Source organism: Mesorhizobium sp. M1399, from assembly GCF_040317735.1.
In the GTDB taxonomy this organism is placed as follows: Bacteria; Pseudomonadota; Alphaproteobacteria; order Rhizobiales; family Rhizobiaceae; genus Mesorhizobium.
This window is the reverse complement of the sequence record NZ_JAMYKZ010000003.1, coordinates 166585-183844: the sequence shown is the minus strand read 5'-3', so window position 1 is coordinate 183844 and position 17260 is coordinate 166585. Positions and strand designations below refer to the sequence as shown.

Below are 17260 nucleotides of genomic sequence, written 5' to 3'. Positions count from 1 at the left end.
GTGACAAAGCATTAACCAATCTTGTTCATGGTCGGAAGCGTCCAAACCAGTCTCTTTGTTGCCGGGTGTCGTCGATGAAAAGCGTTATTTTGTCCAACGTGCTGCACGTGGCGCTCGCCCTTGTCGCAACCATCGGCATTGCCGGAAAGGCTTCGGCGGCGGAACCGGACAAGCAGTTCTTTCGATCGGTCGAGGGCAAATGGGTCGGCCCCGGAGAAATCGTTGCCGGCAAATACAAGGGCACGAAATTCACCTGCAGCTTCATTGGCTCGACGCCTGACGGCAAGGTCGGCATGTCGCTCGACGGCGGCTGCCGGGTCGGTATGTTCACCCAGCAGATGTCGGCAACGATCGAACACATGGGCCGGCAGGGCTACAAGGGCAGCTTCATGGGCGGGGCCGCCGGCTCCGGCCTCGACATTATCGGCGGCAATGTCGTCGATGCGCACAAGGTGGTTTTCACCATTAATCGTAATCAGTTGCGCGGCGTGATGCAGGCGCTTGTCCCCGACGACAATTCGATGACGGTGACCGTTGCCGTGCGGGTCGACCAGCAGCTGGTCCCGGTCATCGGTATGAAGTTGAAGCGGATCGATGCAGTCGAGGTCGGCTCCATAACTCCGAACTGAGCTTTCGGCGTGAAAAGGCGGCAACCAAACGCCGCCGCCGTCCTTGACATGCAGATGGGTGCTCAGCCCTTGATCGCTGCAATCAACTCGTCATAGGCCTTGCAGGCCTCGGCTGCTGTCGTGCCGCCCTGATACTTGGTTGTGACCGCCTGGACCTTGGCTGTGAGGTCGGCTGCCTTGGCCGGATCCTTGGTGATAGCAGCCTGAAGTGCCGCAGTCATGTCCTGAGCCTTCTTGGTCAGCATCTCGGTCGTGCACTCCGGCGCCTTCGAACAGGCAGAGCCGGCAAGTGCCGCGATGCCAACGGCAACCAGCAAAAACTTCTTCATGTCAGTCATCTCCTCAAAAAGGGCCGTGACTTGATCGTCGCTCACCCTCCACTGGCCGAAGCCGGGCGTCCTTAGCGCCGGATAGCGAAAACAAGCAACGCCTGGAAGGCCATTATCCTGTGCAGTGCGCCTGCAATATCGCCTGCACAATGCGCCGGATTCACACTGTTCGATCCGCTCCGAAGCCCCTATCTTGGCCGCTTGACTCCCAGGAGAGCGGAAGGGCAGGCATGGCGGCAGAGGCATCGAACAGCGATCTGATCCAGGTGGTGGCGCTGCTTGCCGCTGGCGTCGTTGCGGTGCCGATCTTCAGGCGCATGGGACTTGGCTCCATCCTCGGCTATTTGGCGGCCGGCGTCGTGATCGGCCCATTCGGGCTGCGCGTCTTTTCCGAATCGGAAGCCATTCTTCATGTCGCCGAACTCGGCGTCGTCATGTTCCTGTTCATCATCGGGCTGGAGATGCAGCCGTCACGCCTATGGGGCCTGCGCCGCGAGATTTTCGGGCTTGGTGCGCTGCAGGTCGGCGTCTGCGCGGTTCTGCTGACCGGCGTCGGCCTGGCGGGAGGTTTCCCGATCGCGCAATCCTTCGTCGCTGGCGCCGGTTTCGTACTCACCTCGACGGCAATCGTCATGCAATTGCTGGAAGAACGCGGCGACCTGGCAACGCCCAAGGGCCAGCGCATCGTCTCGGTCCTGCTTTTGGAAGATCTGGCCATCGTGCCGCTGCTGGCGCTGATCGCCTTCCTCGCGCCGGGCGGCGCCGATATGAGCCTGTCGGATAGGTTGACGGAGGTCGGCATCGGCCTTGCCGCGATCGTCGGGCTGGTGGTTGCCGGGCGCTATCTGCTCAATCCGTTCTTCCGTATCCTGGCGGATGCGCGCGCCCGTGAGGTGATGACCGCAGCTGCCCTTCTGGTCGTTCTCGGGTCAGCGCTCGCCATGCAGCTTTCCGGCCTGTCGATGGCCATGGGCGCCTTCCTGGCCGGCGTGCTTTTGTCGGAATCGACCTTCCGCCACCAGCTGGAGGCCGACATCGAACCGTTCCGCGGCATTCTGCTCGGGCTGTTCTTCCTCGCCGTCGGCATGTCGCTCGACCTGCATGTCGTCGTCGTCAACTGGCAGCTCATTGCCATCTATGTCGTCGCCTACATGGTGATGAAGGCGATCGGCATCTATATCGTTGCCCGCGTCCTCAAAACCGACCATCGGGAAGCGCTCGAGCGCGCCGTCTTCATGGCGCAAGGCGGCGAATTCGCCTTCGTCCTCTATTCCGCGGCGGCTGCGGTGGGCATTATCGACGGCCAAGCCAATGCGATGCTGACCGCCATTGTCATCATTTCCATGGTGCTGACGCCGTTGGCGATCATTGCACTGCGGTATCTGACGCCGCGCGACGAGCAGTCGCTTGAAGGCGTCGATGTCGCCAACGGCCTGACCGGCAGCGTGCTGATCATAGGCTTTGGCCGGTTCGGCCAGATCGCCAGCCAGCCGCTTTTGTTGCGCGGCATCGACGTGTCGATCATCGACAACGAGGTCGAAATGATCCAAGCAGCGGCCGATTTCGGCTTCAAGGTCTATTACGGCGACGGCACGCGGCTGGACATCCTGCGAGCCGCGGGAGCCGGGCGGGCACGCGCCGTGCTGATCTGCGTTGACAAGCCCGATGCCGCCGTGCGCATCGCGGAACTGATCAAGGCGGAGTTTCCCTTGCTGACAGTGCTGGCACGGGCGTTCGACCGCGGCACCGCGTTGCAGCTCATCCGTGCCGGCGTTGACTATCAGCTCCGCGAGACGTTCGAATCGGCGCTTGTCTTCGGCGGCTCGACGCTGGAAGCCCTCGGCGTCGACCCGGAAGAGGTCGCCGAGGTAGTCGAGGACGTCCGCCGCCGCGACGCTGCCCGTTTCGAGCTTCAACAGGCCGAAGGCATCCGCGCCGGACGGCGCTTCCTCAAAGGCAATATTGGCACCCCCATCCCGACGCCGCTCAGCACACCACGCCGCGCGGGTCAGGCGCTCAATGAGGAAACCGCCGGCGTGCTGCAGAAATCCGAGCCGGCCGATTAATCCTTGGGAAGATGCGAATGATGGATGAACTGGACGAACGCGCGCTCTCCGTAACCAGATTCTGGCGCCACGCCGGGGAGGACGCATGGTTCGAGAAGAACGACGCTTTTGATGCCGACTTCCGCACCCGGTTTCTCGATCTGCACTTCGCCGCCGCCCGCCGCGAATGCGACGGCTGGTCCGAACACGCCGAAGGGTCGCTGGCACTGATGATCCTGCTCGACCAGTTTCCGCGAAACTGCTTTCGCGGCACTGGCCACATGTACGCCACGGACCCGCTGGCGCGGCATTTTGCCGGGAAGGCGATCGCTGCCGGCCATGACTTGGCGCTCGACGAAGAGCTCCGCGTCTTTCTTTATCTGCCCTATGAGCATTCGGAGGATCTCGCCGATCAGCTCAAATCGATGGAGCTTACCGCCGCCAAAGCCCCGTCCTATCTGAAATATGCGGTAGAACACCGCGACATCATCCAGCGCTTCGGCCGCTTTCCACACCGAAACAGGATGCTTGGCCGGGAGACGACACCGGACGAACAAATGTTCCTCGACGGTGGTGGGTTTTCCGGCTGATTTTCGGCCACCAATGGCGGCAGCGTCAGGTCTTCCACCATTTCCGGCCTGACGGCAGCCGTTCAATACCCGACGTGTCGACGGCGGCCAGTCGCTCCGACACGCTCTTGCCGTCGACCACAAGCTTCGGTGCAATTTCTGCCAACGGTGCCAGCACGAAGGCGCGCTCCAGCATGCGCGGATGCGGCACCTCCAGTCCGGTCTCGTGGATGATGCGGTCACCGAACACCAGAATGTCGATGTCGATCAGGCGCGGACCCCAGCGCTCCTCCCGCACCCGCTTCAGTTTTCGCTCGGCGTCGAGGCAAAGGTCGAGCAAAGCCCGCGGCGCAAGCGCGGTCGAGATCTCGGCCGCCGCATTGAGGAAATCCGGCTGATCGAGCTTGCCCCAGGGCGGCGTTCGGTAGAGCGACGAAACGGCAACGACGCGCGTGCTCTCGTCGGCATCCAGAATGCCCAGTGCCGCAGCCATCGACTTCGCCGGATCACCGAGATTGCCGCCAAGGCTGAGATAGACGGTGTTGTTGTTACTATTCTGGCCAGACAACGGTCACCTCGACATGATCGAGCACACCCGGCACCGGGGCGTTCGGCTTGCGCACGGTGATCTCGGCCTTTTTGATCTGCGGAAACCGCGCCGTCAGCGCCCTCGCCACTTCGAGCGCCAGCGCTTCGATCAGAAAGCGCCGCTCGCCGGTAATGATCTTTTCGATGACCGCAAAGGCGATGCCGTAATTGACGGTGTCCTCGATAGAATCGTCGACCAGCGCCCGCCCGGGGTCTACCGTGAGCGCCGCATCGACATAAAAGCGCTGGCCGAGCGTCTCCTCTTCGTCCAGCACACCGTGCCGGGCGAAGAAGGCGCAGTTCTTCATGCGGATGACATACATGGCTCAGCTTTCCCCGATCTCACGTGCGAGCATAGCATCGGCAATAGCCAACGCATCCACGTTGATTGCGACATCGTGGACGCGAAAAAGATGCGCGCCTTTGAGCCTCAGGATGACGCTTGTGGCGGCGGTTCCGGCGCCCCTTGCCGCTGCGTCGCGGCCGGTGACGGTGCCGATAAAGCGCTTTCGCGATGTGCCGGCCATCAGCGGAAAGCCCAGCGCACGAAGCTCGGAAAACCGTGCCATCAGGTCAAGGTTTTCCGCGGCTGTCTCCTTGGCGAAGCCGAAGCCCGGATCGAGCACGATGTGGTCGTCGGCAACACCGCTCCGTTGCGCGATTTCCAGCGACTTCCTGAGGAAGAAGAGCTGATCGGCAATCACGTCGGGCAGTTTCTGCCGGTCCCGTCCCGTGTGCATGATGACAAGGCCGGCGCCGGTTTCGGCAGCGACGCTGGCAATGCCCGGCTCGCGCTGCAGGCCCCAGACGTCGTTGACGATATGTGCACCGGCTTGGACGGCAAGCCGCGCCGTATCCTGGCGATAGGTATCGACCGAGATCAGCGTTCCGCCAGACGTCGCGAGCGCCTCGATGATGGGCACTATGCGGGCCTGCTCTTCCTTTGCAGACACCGGAGAGGCACCGGGACGCGTCGATTCTCCGCCGATGTCGATGACGGAGGCTCCCTCCTCCACCATACGGCGCGCCTGGTCCACCGCTTTTTCCGGGGCATCGAACAGCCCGCCGTCGGAAAAACTGTCCGGCGTGACGTTGAGGATGCCGACGACGATGGCCTTGCCGCCAAGGTCAAGATGGCGCCCATGCGCCAGCTGCCATCGCCCTGTCATCATTGCCCATCAACCATGTTCGATCCCACGTCATGACCGGGGATCAATTCCGTTGCGCCGGAGACGGCGGTAAAGCAAGGTGGGCAAAGAGGCAACACGATGAAACGATCCCTCCTCTGCGCCCTGATGCTCGCTCTGACCGCATTCCCGGCCGGCGCTACGACTCTCGTCAAGACATATAGTTATTTCCCGATCGGCGGCAGGACGCTCGACGACATCGGGACCCAGCTGTCGAAACTCGGGCCTCAGGTGAAAAGCACCGGGTCGCGGCATCCCGGCGCCACCCAGATGGCGTTCACCACCCGCGTCAGTTATGCGCAAAAGCCGGGCTCGTGCTGGATTGCCGACGCTGCCGTTACCGTCAAGGTCAAGGTTATCCTTCCCGAGTGGCGCCGCCCGCGCAAAGCCGATGCAGGCGTCAAGCTGTTCTGGGAGACTTTGTCCGCCGACATCAAGCGCCATGAGGAACGCCACGTCGAGATTGCCAAGAACCATGGCCGCGAACTAGAAGACGCCTTGAAGGCGAGCTACCCTGAAAAGACCTGCGAATTGGCCAAGGCCAAGGCCGCGAAAATTACAGCGGCCATGCTTGCCAAGCACGACCAGGACCAGATGCGCTTCGATCGTGTGGAAAGCGTCAATTTCCAAAGCCGCATCCTGCGGCTTTTGCACTATCGCATCGAGCGCATTGAGAATGGACGGCTCGCTCCCGGCTGAACTCCGCGTCGGACAAAGCCAAATTTGGAACAAAGCCAATTTGGCGAAGCATAGTGCCAGCTTCGAAAAACTTTCGAGCCGCTGTCGAAATCGGCCTATAGCGAACGACATATGCCAGGTTCGCAGGGATCAGCCTCCGGCAAACGCCAATCGGCGTACTAGATGCTTCCCAGCCCGTCGCGGAAGTGCACGCAGGCATAATGGATGAACGGATATGGACCAGGCTATCGACAAGCAAGCGATGGTGGAAACCAGCACGCCGCTGACCGAAACCGAGAAAAACGCCATCATCGGCGGCGTGCTTTTGTCAATGCTGCTGGCGGCGCTCGACCAGACCATCGTCGCGCCGGCGATGCCGACGATGGCACGTCTGCTCGGGCATGCCGAATATCTGCCGTGGATCGTAACCGGCTATCTTCTGACCGCGACCGCAGTGGCGCCGCTCTACGGCAAGATCTCCGATATCTATGGCCGCCGGCCGACCGTCTATGCGGCAATCCTGATCTTTCTCGCCGGGTCGCTGGTCAGCGCCACGGCCCCCAACATGCTGGTCCTGGTTGTCGGCCGGGCGATCCAGGGCGCCGGCGGCGGCGGGCTCTTCGCCCTGACGCAGACCGTGATCGGCGACCTCGTGCCGCCGCGCGAGCGGGCTCGCTACGCCGCCTGGATTTCGGGCACCTGGGCCGTCGCCAGCATCGCCGGGCCGCTGCTCGGCGGCACCTTCGCCGAACATCTGCATTGGTCGCTGATCTTCTGGATCAACATTCCGCTCGGCCTGCTGGCGATGGCGATCATTAACAATCCGCTCAAGAAGCTGCCGATCGCCGCAAAACATCACCGCATCGACGGCCTCGGCGCGCTGCTTCTGGTCGCGGCCACCTCGCTGCTGCTGCTTGCCTTGAACTGGGGCGGCAGCGAGTATCCGTGGCTGTCGCGTGAAATCCTTGGACTGCTCGCCTGCTCAGCGGTGTTCTGGAGCGCGTTCGCGCTGCGGCTGATGCGCGCGGCCGAACCGCTGATCTCGCTGGAAGTGCTCGGCAATCCGATCGTTCTCGCCGGCACGTTGTCGATGTTCCTGCTGCAGGCCGCCAATGTCGGCTTGTCGGTCTATCTGCCGGTCTACCTGCAATCGGTCGTCGGCCTGTCAGTCAGCGAATCTGGCACCGCGTTGCTTGGGCTGATGCTCGGCACGGTGGCCGGTGCGACATTCAGCGCGCGAATGATCCCACGCTTTTTCCACTACAAGCGCATTGCCATGGTCGGAACTGTTTTCTCGATCCTGTGCCTCGGCGTGCTCAGCCTGGTCGCCGGGCATGCCTCGCTATTGCTTGTCGAGGTGTTGACGACCTGCATAGGCCTGGGCACAGGCACGACCTTTCCGGTTGCCACTGTCTCGGTCCAGAACGCCGTCGATCGCATGCACCTTGGCGTGGCGACCGGCGTTCTCACCTTCCTCCGCTCGCTGGGTAGTGCGCTTGGCGTCGCCATGCTTGGTGCCGTCGCCCTTGGTTACGGGCTGCCGCTGGCCAGCGAAGGCACGCAGACGGCCGGCCATATCGCCTCAGCCACGCCGTTCGTGATGATCTTTCTTGCCGCCGCCGCGACCTTGCTGCTGTCGTTCATCACGCTCTGGCTGATGCCGGAGAAAACGCTTCGCGGCCATGCCGAGGCTTCGGCCCCAGCCCTGGCGGAGTAGACCGGCCTGGTGAAATCCGGCGAGCTTCAGTCGACCACGCCGAGCTTCTTCTGCAGGCTGGTCGACGAAGTCGTATACTGGAACACGATGCGCTCGCCGGGGCTGATGATGCGCTTGGCTGCCTGTGCCATTAGAGCGACCTCATGGAAGCCCGACAGGATCAGCTTCAGCTTGCCGGGGTACCAGTTGATGTCGCCGACGGCGAAGATGCCGGGCACCGACGTCTGGAATTTTTCGGTGTCGACCGGGATCAGGTTTTCGTGGAGATTGAGGCCCCATTCGGCGATTGGGCCGAGCTTCATCGTCAGGCCGAAAAATGGCAGCATCCGCGTGCACGGCACTTCGACATCGCCCTCCGGCCCCTTGATCGTGGCGGAGGCTAGCTGGCCGTCGCTGCCGGTCAGGCCCGTCACCTGTCCGACTTGGAATTCCAGCTGCTTCATCTCTTGCATGGCATACATCTTGTTGACGCTGTCGGGCGCTGCCCGGAATTCGGGCCGCCGATGCACCAGCGTCACGCTCTTGGCCACCGGCTGCAGGTTCAGCGTCCAGTCGAGCGCCGAATCGCCGCCGCCGACGATGACGAGGTCATGGCCGCGAAAGTCCTCCATCCGGCGCACCGAGTAGAACACGCTCTTGCCTTCATAGGGTTCGATGCCTGGAATCGGCGGCCGCTTCGGCTGGAAAGAGCCGCCGCCGGCGGCAATCACCACAATTTTGGCTTCGAACACCTCGTTTTCGTCGGTAGTGACGCGGAAGCTGCCGTCCTCCAGCCTTTCCAGGCTCGAAACCATGCGGTTATAGGTGAATTCGGGCTTGAACGGCGCGATCTGCTCAAGCAGCTTGTCGACCAGACCTTGCGCCGAGATCGAGGGCCAACCCGGAATGTCGTAGATCGGCTTTTCCGGGTAGAGTTCGGCGCACTGCCCGCCGGGCCGGTCGAGTATGTCGATCAGATGGCACTTCATGTCGAAGAGGCCGAGCTCGAATACGGCAAACAGGCCGACAGGCCCTGCCCCGACAATGAGTACGTCCGTCTTGGTGATAGCGGTCATGAAGCATGCGCCTTTATGGGAAAACGGCGCGACACTGCATGACCATTGGTCCGCTGCCAAGCGGCAGCCGCAAAAATCGGCTTCAGCCTTGGCGGGCCGGCACGCGCACGACCAGCCCATCGAGGGCGTCGCGCACCTTGATCTGGCATGACAGCCGCGAATTCGGCTGGACGTCGTAGGCGAAGTCCAGCATGTCTTCTTCCATGGCTTCCGGCTCGCCGACCTCCGCCGTCCAGGCTTCGTCGACATAGACATGGCAGGTCGCGCAGGCGCAGGCGCCGCCGCATTCCGCTTCTATTCCCGGCACCGCATTGCGGATCGCATTTTCCATGACGGTCGAGCCGTTTTCGGCATCCACGTCAAAATGCGTGCCGTCATGGGCGATGAAGGTCAGCTTGGTCATTTGTCACCTGAAGGGAGTCTGAGCCGACATAATCACTCTGCCAGACAAGTCAACTGCGGCGCGAAAGCGCCGCTGCGTGGCGTTTTGGGAATAAGTTCTATCGGCTGATGGCGGCGACGAAGTCGCGCACTTCTTCGATCAGTGAGCCAAGGCGCTTCAGCGTGCTGGCGTCGTCGGGCCGGCATTCGATCGCACTGGCGCAATCGGCAATGGCGAAGGCGCCGACCCCGCGCGCCGAGCCTTTGAGCCCGTGCGCCAGTAGCAGCCGCTGCCTGACATCCGCATCGACGATCTTGTCGCGCACCGATAGCGCCTGCTGCACGAACAGTGCCAGCACCTCTTGCTCGAGGCTCCGATCGCCCATCGTCTGGCGCGCAAGATGCGCCAGATCGATCGGCCGCGCCCCAGCTGTCCCTGACACGTCACCGCCGGGCATCGAGAAGGCAATGCCGTTTTCGCCACGTATCACTTTGAGACTCCGTTCTTCGACCGCCGCAAAAAATAGGCGTATCCGGTGGACAACGGGTTAATGATTGACCCGGAAAAATGTCGCGATAACGGCGCCGGAATCACGGCTGTGTTAACCTTATATTTAAAGTTTTACGTATCGGACGGAATGCATGTTTTCTTTACCCCGCTGTGTCATTACGATACGACAGGTCCATTTTCAGCCTCCTGCGCGGGACACGCTAGGCAGAATCAATAAGCACAACCATAAGTCCCGCGGCAGCTTGTACAGGGTAGCGAAGGCATGGCGAAGAAACCAACGACGACAAAAACGCTCGACAGCGACGTAGCCAGGGAACTCGAAAAGGCACTTGATATCGATCTGAGCGGCGATGCCGGCGGCGACTTCGACATCGCGGCATCCATGGAAGATCTGGAAGCGCAGATATCGCAAGCCGCCGACGAACTGGCGCGCGAAGGCCGCAGCCAGAACGAGGCGCCTGCCCCCGACCAGGCCCAGAATGCAGCACCCGCCGCCAATCAAAGCCAGAACCTAAATCCCGCGCCAAAAGCCAAGCCGGCTGAGTTGCGTCCTGTCGCAACGCGCAATGGCTCGCAGCCGCCAGCTTTCTCGCCGGCCAACGACGATCGTCAAAAAGACTATAAGACGCTCCTGCACACCCTCAACCGGCGCGCCTCGAACACGATCTATTGGGTCGTGGCTTTTGTTTCGCTGGCCTGGATCGCCGGCGCCGGTGGCCTCGCGAACCTGTTGTTCGGACCTGGCATCTGGAACATCCGCACCTTCGATCAGTTTTTCGCCCGTCCCGAGCTGATCGGCCTGGCGGTCGCGGCAATCGTGCCCGTCATCCTGTTCTGGGCATTCGCAGTGATGATTCGCCGCGCTCAGGAGATGCGCCTTGCCGCGCAGTCGATGACCGAGGTGGCCTTCCGTCTGGCCGAGCCGGAAAATCTTGCCCAGGATCGCGTCATGATGATCGGCCAAGCGGTTCGCCGCGAGGTGGCGGCCATGGGCGAAGGCATCGAACGCACGCTTGCGCGCGCCGTCGAGCTCGAAACGCTGGTTCACAGCGAGGTGAACCAGATCGAGCGCTCCTATTCGGAGAACGAGTCCCGCATCCGCTCGCTGGTCGACGGGCTGGGCAGCGAGCGCGAAGCGGTCGTCACCCATGCCGAGCGTGTGCGCGCCTCGATCACCGGTGCCCACGAGACGCTGAAGGACGAGATCAACGCCGCCAGCGATATCATTCGCGACAGCATTCTCAACGCCTCGACCAAGCTGTCGATGACGATCAACGAATCCGGCGACACGCTGATCGACAGGATCAACGGGAGCTCGATGTCGATCTTCGATTCGGTGGAAGGCCGGCTCGAATCGATCACCGACCGGCTGTCGACGTCGGGCGAGGCCTTCGCCAGCCTGCTCGACACCCGCATCGCCAAGCTGACGGACACCACCGATGGCCTGACGCGGTCGCTGACCGACCTGCTCGACGACCGCACGACCGGCATGGTGTCGCTGCTCGGCGGTGCCGCGCGCACACTCAATTCCGAATTCGAAGCCAGCCTCAACGGCATCGAGCGGACGCTTGCCGAACGTGGCCAGGCGCTGATCAGCGAGTTCCAGACCCGCGCCGAGGCGCTCGACACCGGTACGCAGAAGCTCAACGCCGCGCTGGAGGCTCGCGCACGCCAGATCAACGAGACGCTGGTCGAGCGCGCGCGCGAAATCGCCCACACCTTCCAGGATAGCAAGGAGACGCTGTCGGCGATGATCGATCAGGGCAAGACCCAGATCGGCGCCGACATGGCCGACATCATCTCATCGACCTCGACCATGCTCGAAGCCCGCGCCGGCGATTTCGCCGGGCGCATGGAAGCGGCGCGCCATGTCGTATCGCGATCGTTCGATACGGACATCCAGCGGCTTGCGGATGCTCGCGCCGGCATCGAGGAAGCCGTCGAAAACCACAGCCGCAAACTTTCCGAAAGCCGCGACCGGATGGCGGCGGCAATGCAGGCCGATCTGGCGAAGTTCGCCGAGGGCCGCGCCGAAATCGATGCGGCGGTGACCAACCAGGTGCAGAAGCTTGCCGAAGGCCGCGGCCTGATCTCGCGCGCCCTTGAAGAGGATCTGCGCAAGGTCAACGAATCGCGTGCAGCGATCGACGCTTCGCTGGGCAGCCATCTAGAAAGCCTTGAAGAGGGCCGCAACCGGCTCGCCCAGGCCTTGAACGAAGACTCTGGAAAACTCGTACAAGCCCGCACGATCATTGATGAAATGGTTGCCGGGCACGTCGGAAAGCTCGCCGAAGGCCGCAGCATTCTTTCGCGCGCGCTCGAGGCCGACCTCGGCAAGCTGGCAGACAGTCGCGCCAGCATCGACGGCCTTGTCGCCGGTCAAGTCGAAAAGATCGCCGAGGGTCGCGCCATACTCGCCAGTGCGCTGGAATCCGACATCGCCGGCATCAATGGCCTCATCGAGGCCCATTCGGCGAAATTGGCGCAAGACCGCAGCGGTCTTTCCCAGTCGCTCGAGAACGACCTGTCCGACATCAGAGGTCTGATCGCCGATCATTCGGGCAGGCTCGCCGATGATCGCAGCCTGCTTTCGAAGACGCTTGAAGACGATCTTGCCAAGCTGGCCGAAAGCCGGTCGAGCATCGACGGGCTGGTTGCCGGCCAGGTCGAGAAGCTTGCCGAAGGCCGCGATATCCTCAAGCGCGCGCTGGAATCGGACCTGAACGCGATCAAGGGCGTCATCGCTGGCCAGTCCGAAAAGCTGGCGGAAGACCGTGGCCAGCTGTCACGGGCACTGGAGAGCGACTTGGAGGCTGTGCGCGGCGTTGTCTCCGATCACATGAACAAGCTCGCGGAAGACCGTTCGACGCTGTCGAAGGCGCTCGAAGACGATCTCGCCAAGTTGGCCGAAAGCCGCTCGAGCATCGATGTGATGGTTGCCGGCCAGGTCGAAAAACTGGCAGAGGGCCGCGACATCCTCAAACGCGCTCTGGAAGCCGATCTGAGCACCGTCAAGGGCGTCATTGCCAGTCAATCCGAGAAGCTGGCGGAGGATCGCGGTCAGCTGTCGCGCGCACTGGAGACCGATCTCGAGACCGTGCGGGGCGTCGTCTCCGAACATATGAACAAGCTCGCCGAGGACCGTTCGGCCCTGTCGAAGGCGCTCGAGGACGATCTCGCCAGGCTGGCAGAAAGCCGGTCGAGCATCGACGGGCTGGTTTCCGGTCAGGTCGAGAAGCTGGCCGAGGGCCGCGACATCCTCAAGCGCGCGCTGGAAGACGATCTCGCCAAGCTGGCCGAAAGCCGCTCGAGCATCGACGGGCTGGTTTCCGGCCAGGTCGAGAAACTGGCCGAAGGCCGCGACATCCTCAAACGCGCTTTGGAGGCCGATCTCAACACGATCAGGGGCGCCATCGCCGACCAGTCGCAGCTATTAACCGACAATCGCGCACAGTTTTCGCGCGCCCTAGAGGCCGATCTCGGCAACGTCAACAGCCTTGTCGCTACCCACGCGGAGAAGCTCGTCCAGGACCGCTCGACCCTGTCGAAGGCGCTCGAGGACGATCTCGCCAAGCTGGCCGAAAGCCGCTCGAGCATCGATGGGCTGGTTGCCGGCCAGGTCGAGAAGCTTGCCGAAGGCCGCGACATCCTCAGGCGCGCTCTGGAAGCCGATCTGGAGAGGCTTGCATTGAGCCGCAGCGAGGTCGACGAGATTGTCGCCGGTCATGTCGGCAAGCTGACCGAGGGCCGCGACATGCTGACCCGCGCATTGCAGGACGATCTCTCCAGGCTCGCCGACACGCGCAAGGATGTCGACCGTTCGCTGTCCGGCCATATCGACCAGATCGCCGCCAGGAGCACCGACATCTCCGATGCCATCGCTGCCGACGCGGAAAAGATCGAGCAGGCGTTCAGCCGGCAGACAGGCATCATCGAGGAGCGCGCCAGCACCATGGAGCGGGCGCTGTCGACGGGTGTCGACAACGTTCGCAGTGTGCTCGAAAGAAGCGCGGTCTTCGTCGCCGGGGCGCTGCGCGAGAAGGTCATGGAAGTCACCAGCGCTCTGCATGAGCAGGCGGGCGCTGCATTCAGCGATGCCGACCGCAAGATCGCCGAGCGCGCCGAGCAGACCTCGGCCGCTCTGCTCGCCAGGGCGGAGGACATCGCCCGCACCTTCGAGGAGGCGGATCGTCGCCTCGCCGCCCGCGCCGAGGATACGTCGAGCGCACTGATTGCCCGCGCCGACGACACGTCGAACACCTTGCTCGCGCGCGCCCAGGAGACGGCCGATCAGCTGGCAACCCGAGCAAGTGAGATTGCCGGTACCTTCGACGCGGCGGACCACAGGCTGGTCTCTCGCGCCATCGAAACGGCCCAGTCGCTGGCTGCACGTGCCGGCGACATCTTGCGCAATTTCGAAACAGCTGACGAGCGGCTGGGCGTGCGCATCGGCGAATCCGCCGAAGCTCTCGCGGCACGTGCGTCGGATCTCGGCCGCATTTTCGATGCCGCCGACCAGCAACTTATTTCGCGCATTGCCGAAGGCTCCGAAGCACTTTCGGCACGTGCGTCCGAGATCGGCCGCATCTTCGAGGAGGCCGATCATCGCCTGGTGTCCCGTATCGCCGACAGCAGCACCGCAATCGGCGAACATGCCGACAACATTGTCGGTGCCTTCACCAGCACCGAGCAGCGGGTTGCCGAACGCGCCAGGCAGACTGGCCAGGAACTCGCCGTCCATGCCCGTGAAATCGAGCAGCTGCTTGCCGGTGCCGACGAACGCCTGGCCTCGAGTGCTGCCGCCACAGCGGCCCGCGTCGAGGAGCAGGTCGCCAGCGTCGAGAACCGCCTCGCCTACACTGCCGAGACAATGGGCCAAAAGCTCAACGAACAGGTCTCGAACGCCGAGGCGCAGTTAGTCTCGCGTGCCAACACGATCGCCGAAACCTTCACCGCGGTCGGCCAGCATATCGGCCAGAGCACCAACGACGCTGCAAAGACCATCGGTGCCAATACTCGCGAGCTCAGTACGATGCTTGCGGCACGTTCGGCCGAAATATCGAAAATCCTGGACGAGACGGCACGGCCTCTGGTCGAGCGCTTCGCCCAGGGCGGCTCCGAGCTGCAAAAGAGCATGGAAGAGGTCACCGAACGTGCGACAGAGAAGCTGCGCACTCAAAACGCCGCCCTCGTCGACGCCCTCGCCAGCCGCACGGCCGAAACTCTGTCGGCCGTCGAAGGCGCGCGCTCGACGCTTGCCGACAGCGTTGCCGACCTCATCGGCCGCATGACCGCCTCCAGCTCGCAGCTCGGTCAATTGATCGAGCAGGCGGCGACCAATCTCGGCCAGGTCGACGAACGCCTGACTGGGAGCACGCAAAGCTTCGCGGCGACCACGGAAAAGACCGCCCAGACTTTCGCCAGCTCGGCGCGCCTTGTCGATTCGAACACGACGCGGCTCACCGAGCTGTCGTCCTCGACCTTGCGCGAGGTTGCCTCTATCGCCACCAAGTTCGACGAGCACAGCCGGTTGCTGTCCAGCGCCTCGGATCTGCTGAGCTCGGCCCAGAGCAACCTCGAGCACACGCTCGAAAGGCAATCGTCGCTGGAGGACCTCGCCGTCGGCCTTGTTAAGAAGTCGGAAGATCTCGAACGGGTCATGCGCTCGTTCGAGAATCTGGTCGGCCAGACGCTGCAGAACGCCGAAGGCAAGACGCTGGAATCCGCCGACAAGATCCGTGCCGCGATTTCCGAAGTGGTCGATTCGGCTACCAAGCGCTTTGCCGATGCGACCGAGGAAATGCGGCGCACCGCCGGCTCGATCAAGAGCGAGCTCGACCTCACCCGAGCCGAGCTCAAGAAAGGCGTCATCGAGATGCCGGAAGAGGCAAAGGAATCAACCACGGCTATCCGCCGTGCCGTTTCCGAGCAGATCAACGCGCTGAAGGAACTTTCTGAAATCGTTGCCAAATCTGGCCGCAGCGCCGACAGTTCGGAACAGCGCAACCTGCGTCCGGCGCCGCAAGCGCCTGCCGCACGCGCCGCCGAGCCGCCACGCCGCCCGGCTCCGGCTCCGGAACAGCGCCATGCACCGCAGGCGCCTTCGGGCGAGACGGCGCTGCGCGGCACGCTCGACCTCGAACGTCCCGCAGACACAGCGCTGCGCCAGCGCGACCCCAACGGCCGCACGCCGCAAGGCGGCTGGGTGCGCGACCTCCTGACCGGTGCATCGCGCGAAGACGACGCCAAGCCGGCGGCGCCTGCCGAAGCGCCGCGCCCGGCTCCCGCTCCGCGTTCGCCGCTTCATGTCGTGGAATCGCTGAACTCGCTCTCCGTCGATATCGCCCGAGCCATCGATCACGATGCCTCGATCGAGCTGTGGAACCGATACCGGCGCGGCGAGCGCGACGTCTTCACGCGCCGTCTTTACACGCTGAAGGGCCAGCAGACGTTCGACGAGATCCGCCGCAAATATCAGTCGGAGGCGGAGTTCCGCGCTGCTGTCGATCGTTACTGCGACGATTTCGAAAAGCTGCTCAAAGACGTGTCGCGCAACGACCGCGACAACATCATGGCGCAGACCTACCTGACGTCGGATACCGGCAAGGTCTACACCATGCTGGCCCACGCCAGCGGCCGCTTGCATTGATCAGACGACAATGGAACATGAAAAAGGCGGGAAATTCCCGCCTTTTTCGCGCCGTGCTGATCTTGATCCTATCAACGCATGAAGCGACACCCCAGGATGCGTTCAAATGACGAGGCATCCTGCTCTATCTGTTGTTTAGCCGCATTTCTGCGGTGCCAACTAACACCATTGGGCAGAATGCTCTAGGGTCAAAAACCAAACACTCTGAACGACCGAATTCGACCCATTTTTGCCGTTCCGATATCGGGCCTCACTATCTCCAAGGCGGTACATTCACCCACTATTCGGCGAGAAAAATCTCGTTCCGATCAAAGCCGCCCTACTTCGTTGCAGCGGCTGCGGCTTCCCCCGGCGGCATAATCCGCATCATGAAAGCCGACACCGTTTCCCCGGGTTTGAACGGGCCGGGAACCTGATGGCTGACCGGCTTCACACTTTGGAGGAATGCCGCGATAGCCATGGCGTCATCCGCGGTGAGATGCGCAAAATCGCGCCAAGGCATGATCGGCGCCAGCATACGGCCGTCCGGCCGTTCGCCGGTCTGGATCGCGGTGACGATCTGCTCCGGGGTCCAGCTTCCGATACCGGTCTCCTTGTCAGGCGTGATATTGCGGGCGACAAAGACACCAAGACCAGGAATCTCGAAGCCCACATCTGAACCGCCAAGAAAGCGCGACATGTCGGGCTTCCCGAAGAAGTAACCGGGTGTGTGGCAGTCGCTGCAGCCGGCAATCGTAGCCAGATATTCGCCGCGCGCAATCTGTGTGTCGTCGGCCATGGCCGCGTAAGATGGCAGGGCAACAATTGACGCTGTCAAGAATGCAAGATGAATTAGTGTCCGAAACATTGCTTCCTCCCGGTGGTCTGTTCGTGGTTTGTCCGTCGACCTCCCGCGTCGTCAACTGGTCGCAATTCCCCGATT

General features: G+C 62.6%; 14 protein-coding genes. 6 read left to right on the top strand and 8 right to left on the bottom strand.

From position 1 onward, the window contains the following. Positions 1-74 precede the first annotated feature (74 nt). Positions 75-629, top strand: coding sequence for a hypothetical protein (locus NKH05_RS05715; RefSeq protein ID WP_023717820.1), 555 nt, complete (start codon positions 75-77; stop codon positions 627-629). A 62-nt stretch (positions 630-691) separates the two neighbouring features. Here the strand turns inward: NKH05_RS05715 and NKH05_RS05710 are convergent, their stop codons facing one another. Next, complete coding sequence (locus NKH05_RS05710) at positions 692-958, bottom strand: hypothetical protein (RefSeq protein WP_023717821.1); 267 nt, start codon at positions 956-958, stop codon at positions 692-694. A 230-nt stretch (positions 959-1188) separates the two neighbouring features. Between NKH05_RS05710 and NKH05_RS05705 the strand changes: the two genes are divergently transcribed. Further along, a complete protein-coding gene (locus NKH05_RS05705) occupies positions 1189-3024 on the top strand; it encodes a monovalent cation:proton antiporter-2 (CPA2) family protein (protein ID WP_023717822.1) in 1836 nt (611 codons plus the stop codon). 20 nt (positions 3025-3044) lie between these two features. Continuing rightward, positions 3045-3593: a DUF924 family protein gene (locus NKH05_RS05700; RefSeq protein WP_031193615.1), complete on the top strand. Its 549-nt coding sequence runs from the start codon at positions 3045-3047 to the stop codon at positions 3591-3593. A 25-nt stretch (positions 3594-3618) separates the two neighbouring features. Here NKH05_RS05700 and folK read toward each other — a convergent pair whose 3' ends face one another. Genes folK through folP form a run of 3 tightly spaced genes read right to left on the bottom strand, consistent with a single transcriptional unit; the run spans position 3619 to position 5332 of the window. Beyond that, the gene (folK, locus tag NKH05_RS05695) at positions 3619-4140 is read right to left on the bottom strand and encodes a 2-amino-4-hydroxy-6-hydroxymethyldihydropteridine diphosphokinase (RefSeq protein WP_023717824.1); all 522 of its coding nucleotides are present in this window, start codon (positions 4138-4140) and stop codon (positions 3619-3621) included. Next, entirely contained in the window at positions 4124-4483 is a 360-nt protein-coding gene (gene folB, locus NKH05_RS05690) for a dihydroneopterin aldolase (RefSeq protein WP_023717825.1), read from the bottom strand. Before folB ends, folK begins: the two co-directional genes overlap by 17 nt. A gap of 3 nt (positions 4484-4486) precedes the next feature. Next, positions 4487-5332 carry a dihydropteroate synthase gene (gene folP / locus NKH05_RS05685; protein ID WP_023717826.1) on the bottom strand — a complete coding sequence of 282 codons (846 nt, stop codon included), beginning with the start codon at positions 5330-5332 and terminating at the stop codon, positions 4487-4489. A 96-nt stretch (positions 5333-5428) separates the two neighbouring features. Between folP and NKH05_RS05680 the strand changes: the two genes are divergently transcribed. Beyond that, positions 5429-6046, top strand: a complete 618-nt coding sequence (locus tag NKH05_RS05680; RefSeq protein ID WP_023717827.1) for a DUF922 domain-containing Zn-dependent protease — start codon at positions 5429-5431, stop codon at positions 6044-6046. Between the two features lie 214 nt (positions 6047-6260). Further along, positions 6261-7742 carry an MDR family MFS transporter gene (locus NKH05_RS05675; protein WP_023717828.1) on the top strand — a complete coding sequence of 494 codons (1482 nt, stop codon included), beginning with the start codon at positions 6261-6263 and terminating at the stop codon, positions 7740-7742. 26 nt (positions 7743-7768) lie between these two features. On the opposite strand, the gene NKH05_RS05670 is transcribed toward NKH05_RS05675, so the two are convergent. The 3 genes from NKH05_RS05670 to NKH05_RS05660 form a co-directional block, all read right to left on the bottom strand. Then, complete coding sequence (locus tag NKH05_RS05670) at positions 7769-8797, bottom strand: NAD(P)/FAD-dependent oxidoreductase (protein WP_023717829.1); 1029 nt, start codon at positions 8795-8797, stop codon at positions 7769-7771. 82 nt (positions 8798-8879) lie between these two features. After that, positions 8880-9200 carry a 2Fe-2S iron-sulfur cluster-binding protein gene (locus NKH05_RS05665; protein ID WP_006334837.1) on the bottom strand — a complete coding sequence of 107 codons (321 nt, stop codon included), beginning with the start codon at positions 9198-9200 and terminating at the stop codon, positions 8880-8882. A 97-nt stretch (positions 9201-9297) separates the two neighbouring features. Continuing rightward, positions 9298-9666 (bottom strand): Hpt domain-containing protein, encoded by a 369-nt coding sequence (locus NKH05_RS05660; RefSeq protein ID WP_023717831.1) that lies wholly within the window; start codon positions 9664-9666, stop codon positions 9298-9300. Positions 9667-9951: 285 nt separating this feature from the next. Between NKH05_RS05660 and NKH05_RS05655 the strand changes: the two genes are divergently transcribed. Next, positions 9952-16338: an apolipoprotein A-IV repeat region-like domain-containing protein gene (locus NKH05_RS05655; RefSeq protein WP_353025124.1), complete on the top strand. Its 6387-nt coding sequence runs from the start codon at positions 9952-9954 to the stop codon at positions 16336-16338. A gap of 319 nt (positions 16339-16657) precedes the next feature. Here NKH05_RS05655 and NKH05_RS05650 read toward each other — a convergent pair whose 3' ends face one another. Beyond that, positions 16658-17185, bottom strand: a complete 528-nt coding sequence (locus tag NKH05_RS05650) for a c-type cytochrome (RefSeq protein ID WP_502895844.1) — start codon at positions 17183-17185, stop codon at positions 16658-16660. Positions 17186-17260: the final 75 nt, after the last annotated feature.